Here is a 5,638-nt window from a genome sequence, read left to right on the forward strand (position 1 = left end):
GGTGTACACCGCGCCAATCAGATAGAGACCGGTCGAGGTCACCACGGCGATCGTTGCCGACTCGATCAGACGCCGCGCCGCCGTGGCCGCCGCCTGGGCCGCCGCTGGCGCGGCCGGCGCCTCCTGATCCATCGTGGTTGGGCTCCATCCCGCTACGCGCCCGGATCCGAACGAGTTGTGCCGGCCGCGCGACTATAGCATGGACCTCATCAGCGCGGACAGCGACCACGGAACGGTGAACCAAGGCCCCGGGTGTCGGGTCAGTCCAGCACCCGTAACACCTCGGCGGCAACCTCGTAGCGGCCGAACGACGGCATCAGGTAGACGCCCTGGACGTGGGGCCGGAGTTGCAGCAGCAGTTCTTGAGCCATGGTGACGCCTTCCGCCCGGCCCTCGGCGCCCGCCCGGCGCATGCGGGCCCGCGCCTCGTCGGTCAGGGTGATCCCCGGCACCTCGTTATGCAGGAACTCGGCGTGCTTGGTGCTCTGCAACGGCAGGATCCCGATCAACACCGGCACCGGCAGCCGCTCGGCGCCGTAGACATCGAGGAACCGGCGCCAGACCGCGGGGTCGAAGATCGGCTGCGTCATCACGAAGTTCGCCCCCGCCTCCAGCTTGGCCCGGAGCCGGGCCGCCTCATGGGCCAAATCCTCGCGGGTGGGATCGACGGCGCAGGCGATCAGGAAGTTGGCCCGTTTGCCGATCGCGGCGCCGGCCGAGTCGGTGCCATTGTTCAGGCGAGTCAGCACCCGAATTAAGCCGGTGGAGTCGATGTCGTAGACGGCGGAGGAATCGGGATAGTCGCCCAGGCTGGGCGGGTCGCCGGTCAGCGCCAGGATCGAGCGGACCCCGACCGCGTGCGCCCCGAGCAAATCCGATTGCAGGCCCATCAGCGACCGGTCTCGGGTGGTCAGGTGCAGGATCGTCTCCACCCCGACCTGGTGCTGGATCAGGTAGCAGATGGTCAGGGCGCTCATCCGCACCCGCGCCATCGGCGAATCCGCGACGTTGATCGCGTCAACCCCGGCCTCGCGCAGCAGGCGGGCGCCATCGAGCGCCTTGGCCGGGTTGAGCCCCTTCGGCGGATCAATTTCGACCGCGACGATGAACTTGCCGCCTTCCAGCTTGCGGGCCAGGGAGGATGGGCCTTCGGCCGGGGCCAGCTCAGGCGCCGGCGCCGGCTCGATCAGATCGATCGTGGCCGCGCTTGTCGTGGCAGTCGCCAAGGCCAGTCCCGGGTCGCTCCGCTCCTGGCGCCAGGCGGTCAGCGCCTCCCGCATCGCCCGGGTGTGGGCCGGGGTGGTGCCGCAGCAACCGCCGATCAGCCGGACGCCGAGGTCCGCCGCCTGCCGCGCGAAGTGGCCGAAGTATTCCGGGGATGAGCGATAGATGACGCGCCCGGCGACATGCGCCGGCCAGCCAGCGTTCGGCAGGCAGGAAAGCCACGGCCGCCGTTCGCCCGGCATGTGCTCCAGCCGCCGGGCCATGGTCGCCACCACCGGCAACAAGAGTTGCGGCCCGACCGAGCAGTTGGCGCCGATCGTGGTCACGCCCAGTGGCGCCAGGCGGTCGACCACTTCTTCCGGCGAGCTACCGCCGATGGTGCGGCCATCCTCGGCAAAGGTCATGTTGGCCACAATGGGAAGGTCGCAGACCGCCTTGGCGGCGGCGATGGCGACCGTCATCTCATCCAGGTTGCCGATGGTCTCGATCACCAGGAGATCGACCCCGGCCTCGACCATCGCCTCGATCTGCTCCTGGAACGCGGCCTGGACATCGGCCGCGGAGGTCGTGCCGAACGGGGCCAGGGTGCGCGCGGTCGGCCCGATCGAGCCCGCCACCAGGGCCGAGGAGCCGCTCACTTCCCGCGCCTCGCGGGCCAGGCGCACCCCCTGCCGGTTGATCTGACGCACCTTGGCCGCCAGGCCGAACCCCTCCAGACGGAACCGGTTGGCGCCGAAGGTATTGGTCTCGATGATGTCGGCGCCCGCTTCCAGATAGGTCCGATGCACCGCCGCCACCGCCTCCGGGGCCGAGAGATTGAGCGCATCGAAGCAGTCGTCGAGCGGCGTCCCCGCCGCGTAGAGCATGGTCCCGATCGCGCCGTCGGTCAGCACCACCCCGTCGTTCAGCTTGGTCAAGAATGGATGGCTCAAGGGGAACATCCGTTTGCTAGGCTCGCCTCGCCCCGGCCGGCGGCCACGGATTCCGAAGCATCGCCGCTGTCGGCGATGCTGTTGGGGTCAGGATACTATGTTTGCCCTTGCTGCCGATTTGCAATGCGGGCGTTCAGCACCGAAGTGAGTACGCAATCTCTGAACTTGAAATTGGCTGCAATGAGAATAACCCGTGGTGGAACGATTGCTGCTAATATGCGGGAATGGAAACACTGGGTGCCCATGCCTCGAGACTGATGCTAGGCTTTAATGCCATCGATACGACTGCCCCTAGCCTAAGGAGTTAAGCTGGACGCTCCTGCCTATGCGTTGGGCGTCCGAACGGGTGTAACTCAGTCCAGAACGATCTCGGGCCAGAGTTTGAGTTGCGACGAAGGAGCAAGATGGAAAAGCCTAGACGCAATCAAGACAAGTCCGACAATAAGGTTCAGTCCCGTTCCGGGACATCGCCCACCCTTACTCAGTCTGACAAGGTTCTGATCGCCTTTCATCATGTTGCGAACGGTAGCACTTCGAAGGTTCCGTATGAAGAACTTGTACTTCAAGCGTGGCGCGATTATCCAGAAGCATTTAGCTTGCGGAACCATCCCGAGTATCCGGACGCCTCCGACATTCATAAGAAGATATATCAGTCGCTAAAGCCATCTGGTTTTGTAGTTTCACTTGGGAATAAGGTATTCCGTCTGACAGATGCTGGGATAGAAAAAGCGTCAAAGCTTCTAGAAAAAGAAGACAGTGGAGATGACCAAGAACGAGCAAGGCTATCGAGAAACGAACAGACCTTCATCAACAACGCTCTCCGTTCGCGAGTGCTATCTGCTTGGCGTGATCAGCCTGAACGACTTGTCGATTATGATGCTAGGGTGTTTTTTCAGTTCAGTACTGGCACAGTGTTCGAAGATCGAAAGCATCGAGTAGAATTTGCGCTCGACACGATTCGCAAAGCGCGAGAACTTAGAATTGGTGGCTCAGACGAGCTGGCAGCCCTAGCAGAGTTTCTCGACAACCAGTTTGGTCATTTATTTAGAAGGAGTGAAAGCCATGGTCAATGAAGGAAATCGAATCAAGACTGAGATTAGCCCTGACTTTCTGGACACGATTGGCAAGTCATTCAAGTTCAAGCACGCCAAAGGTATTGCTGAGTTGCTCAAGAATAGCCTGGATCAGTACCTCCGCTTGCGCGAGTCCGAAAAAGAGTCTCGAAACGGCAATTGGCCTGTGTTTCTGTGCTTAATGGATGCGTCCAGTAACAAGCGTGGCCCTAACCTAGCCGTCATTGATTTTGGTGGAACAACGCTCCAAATCGTGGAGAGTTACGTTTTGAACTGGGGAAGCCGGTCGGCAGCTTCTCACGGTGGCTCCTCATCCGCGTCGGTCACGGGAGGCCACGGTAACGGCGGCAAGTTCTACATGCGAGAGATGTGGAAAGGCGGGGCGCGATTTATCACATGGCGCGATGGAAGAGCCACCAGTCTGGTGGTAGATCGTCGTAGTGATGGTACAACGGGCGTCTGGGAGATCAAAGATCGAGCAATGAGCTGGAGAACGGCTCTCGCTACCGCTCTCCCCAAGAGCGAAGGGTTGGGAGGTGACCGGAGCATTACAGAGTACCTAGAACATTTCGACGGCTCGCTCGTCGCAGAGTTGGACTCAGGAGGGCGGGAATTGCAGTTATCGCTGGTCGTCAGGGTAAGCAGGTGCTGTCAGCCAATGATGTCGTGTCTGGCGGAAGTTGGAATCACCAGCGCCTTATCGATGATATTCGAGACGCTTCACAAGCGCGCAGACCCATTAGGGAACTAGCGATTTCTGTATTCGTGAACGGTGAACTGCGGATTGATCGCCTAAGCCTAGAGACTATCGAAGAGGATCCAGACTGGCCGCCGAGAATCCTGCAAGTTCCGACTGAGCTAATTGTCGATACCGCACTTGCTCTTGGCACTACCACAGCAGGCACGCTGAAAATTGTCAAGGCGGGAATGCCTCTAACAGGCCGCCTCAAAGATTTGAACGCCGTATTTGTTGTCGATGGCGATGACAATCCTATTGCCACATATCCGGTTAGCACGCTTCCTCTGCCTGGACATTCGCCGATCCTCAGCCTCTTGTATGCGGAACTGCACCTAACCTTTCCCAATGTCGATGCGCTAGTCCAGAACGATCGTGAGAAGTTGGTCTCTACTCCCACGACCAACACAATCCTTTCCTGGACCGCTGAACGATTGTGGGAACAGGTCGCGGCTGTTGAAGAGCAACAAAAATCTAAAGAACGGAAGTCTGAATTGCACAAAGCAACAGTTTTGAATGATGCGCTCAACCAGCACGCAAAGCACTTTCTACAAGAGCTACAGACTCAGATTATGGTGGACTTTATCGATGACCCTGCCGGCGGTGGGTTCGGCAACGTGGGAACGGGCAAAGCGCCAACGGGAGAAGGATCAAGAGGGGACGGGCCTCGAGACCGAGGGACAGGTGGCGACACCGGTGAAGGGGGAACTGCTGAGACTCCTGGTACCTTAGACCGATCTCGTCGGTCTCGGTTCCCGCAAGTTCTGCTAAGTGGCATCGACGAGGATCCTGCGAATCCTGGGGAGTCCAAGCATTTTACTGACCGGCATCCACCATTAGAGCAAGACGATGTAGACAAGTTCTACAATGTCTGGTGGATCAATACTGTTCATCCATACGCGCAGGCAGCGCTCGAACGCGGCGGCTCGACAGCAAGTGCTTTCAGATGCCACCAACTTACTATGTTCCGGGATGTCGTTCAGCGAGAGGCTCTTCGGTTGCTTCAGCGACGGGAAGCTGAACTTGGACTTGATCGTGTGGAAAACGAACTCAGCGAGGCATCGAATCGGTTCCTTGCCGAATTACCTCATGATCTAGTTGTGGAGCTCTTGGATTGAGCGAAGACAGTATCTCCCTGGATGGAGCAAGTCGGATTAGAGTGATCGACCTCTTTAGTGGTGCTGGCGGGCTTTCATTGGGTTGGCTCAAGGCAGGCTCTCCAAATCAGGTTGAGTTAGTTGCAGCGGTAGATAACGATCCTGCGTTGAAGGAGCTATATGCTTGGAACTTTCCTAGCACCCAATTTCTCGAATACTCGTTCGGCGATCCGATGGTAGGCAACGGGGCCACCAATGTCCTAGATGCCCTAGAGCTCGAAGCAGGTCAAGTGGAAGTGGTTCTGGCAGCACCGCCGTGTCAGACGTTCTCGGCGGCTGGGAAACGAATCCTCAACGGGGACGCGGGTTTGGTCTTTCACGTTTCCGACATAGTGAGAATTCTCCGACCTAAGGTAGTGCTTATTGAGAATGTGCCCGAGTTCAGGCGAGCGCAAGACGGTAGATTATTGGGTCGACTGCGGGTTTCCTTATCGGATGCGGGATATTCTACAAATGTGCGATACCTTAATGCCGCCTCGTTCGGGGTGCCCCAAGTCCGTTCACGGTGTTTCACCT

At 59.1% G+C, this 5,638-nt stretch carries 5 protein-coding genes; 4 read left to right on the plus strand and 1 reads right to left on the minus strand.

All coding sequences use genetic code 11. The annotated features are described in order from the left end of the window. Positions 1–260 precede the first annotated feature (260 nt). On the minus strand, positions 261–2,141 hold the full coding sequence (locus M3436_18775; GenBank protein ID MDQ3566041.1) for a bifunctional homocysteine S-methyltransferase/methylenetetrahydrofolate reductase: 1,881 nt from the start codon (positions 2,139–2,141) through the stop codon (positions 261–263). Between the two features lie 419 nt (positions 2,142–2,560). On the opposite strand from M3436_18775, the gene M3436_18780 reads away from it, so the two are divergent. From M3436_18780 to M3436_18795, 4 genes are all read left to right on the plus strand, one after another. Beyond that, entirely contained in the window at positions 2,561–3,229 is a 669-nt protein-coding gene (locus M3436_18780; GenBank protein ID MDQ3566042.1) for a hypothetical protein, read from the plus strand. Then, positions 3,219–3,980 (plus strand): hypothetical protein, encoded by a 762-nt coding sequence (locus tag M3436_18785; GenBank protein MDQ3566043.1) that lies wholly within the window; start codon positions 3,219–3,221, stop codon positions 3,978–3,980. The genes M3436_18780 and M3436_18785 overlap by 11 nt, the downstream gene beginning before the upstream one ends. 14 nt (positions 3,981–3,994) lie before the next feature. Continuing rightward, positions 3,995–5,083 (plus strand): hypothetical protein, encoded by a 1,089-nt coding sequence (locus tag M3436_18790; protein MDQ3566044.1) that lies wholly within the window; start codon positions 3,995–3,997, stop codon positions 5,081–5,083. Then, the coding region (locus M3436_18795; protein ID MDQ3566045.1) for a DNA cytosine methyltransferase at positions 5,080–5,638 on the plus strand (559 nt) is incomplete at its 3' end. The genes M3436_18790 and M3436_18795, both read left to right, overlap by 4 nt.

It is taken from the genome of Pseudomonadota bacterium (assembly GCA_030859565.1).
Taxonomy (GTDB): domain Bacteria; phylum Pseudomonadota; class Gammaproteobacteria; order JACCXJ01; family JACCXJ01; genus USCg-Taylor.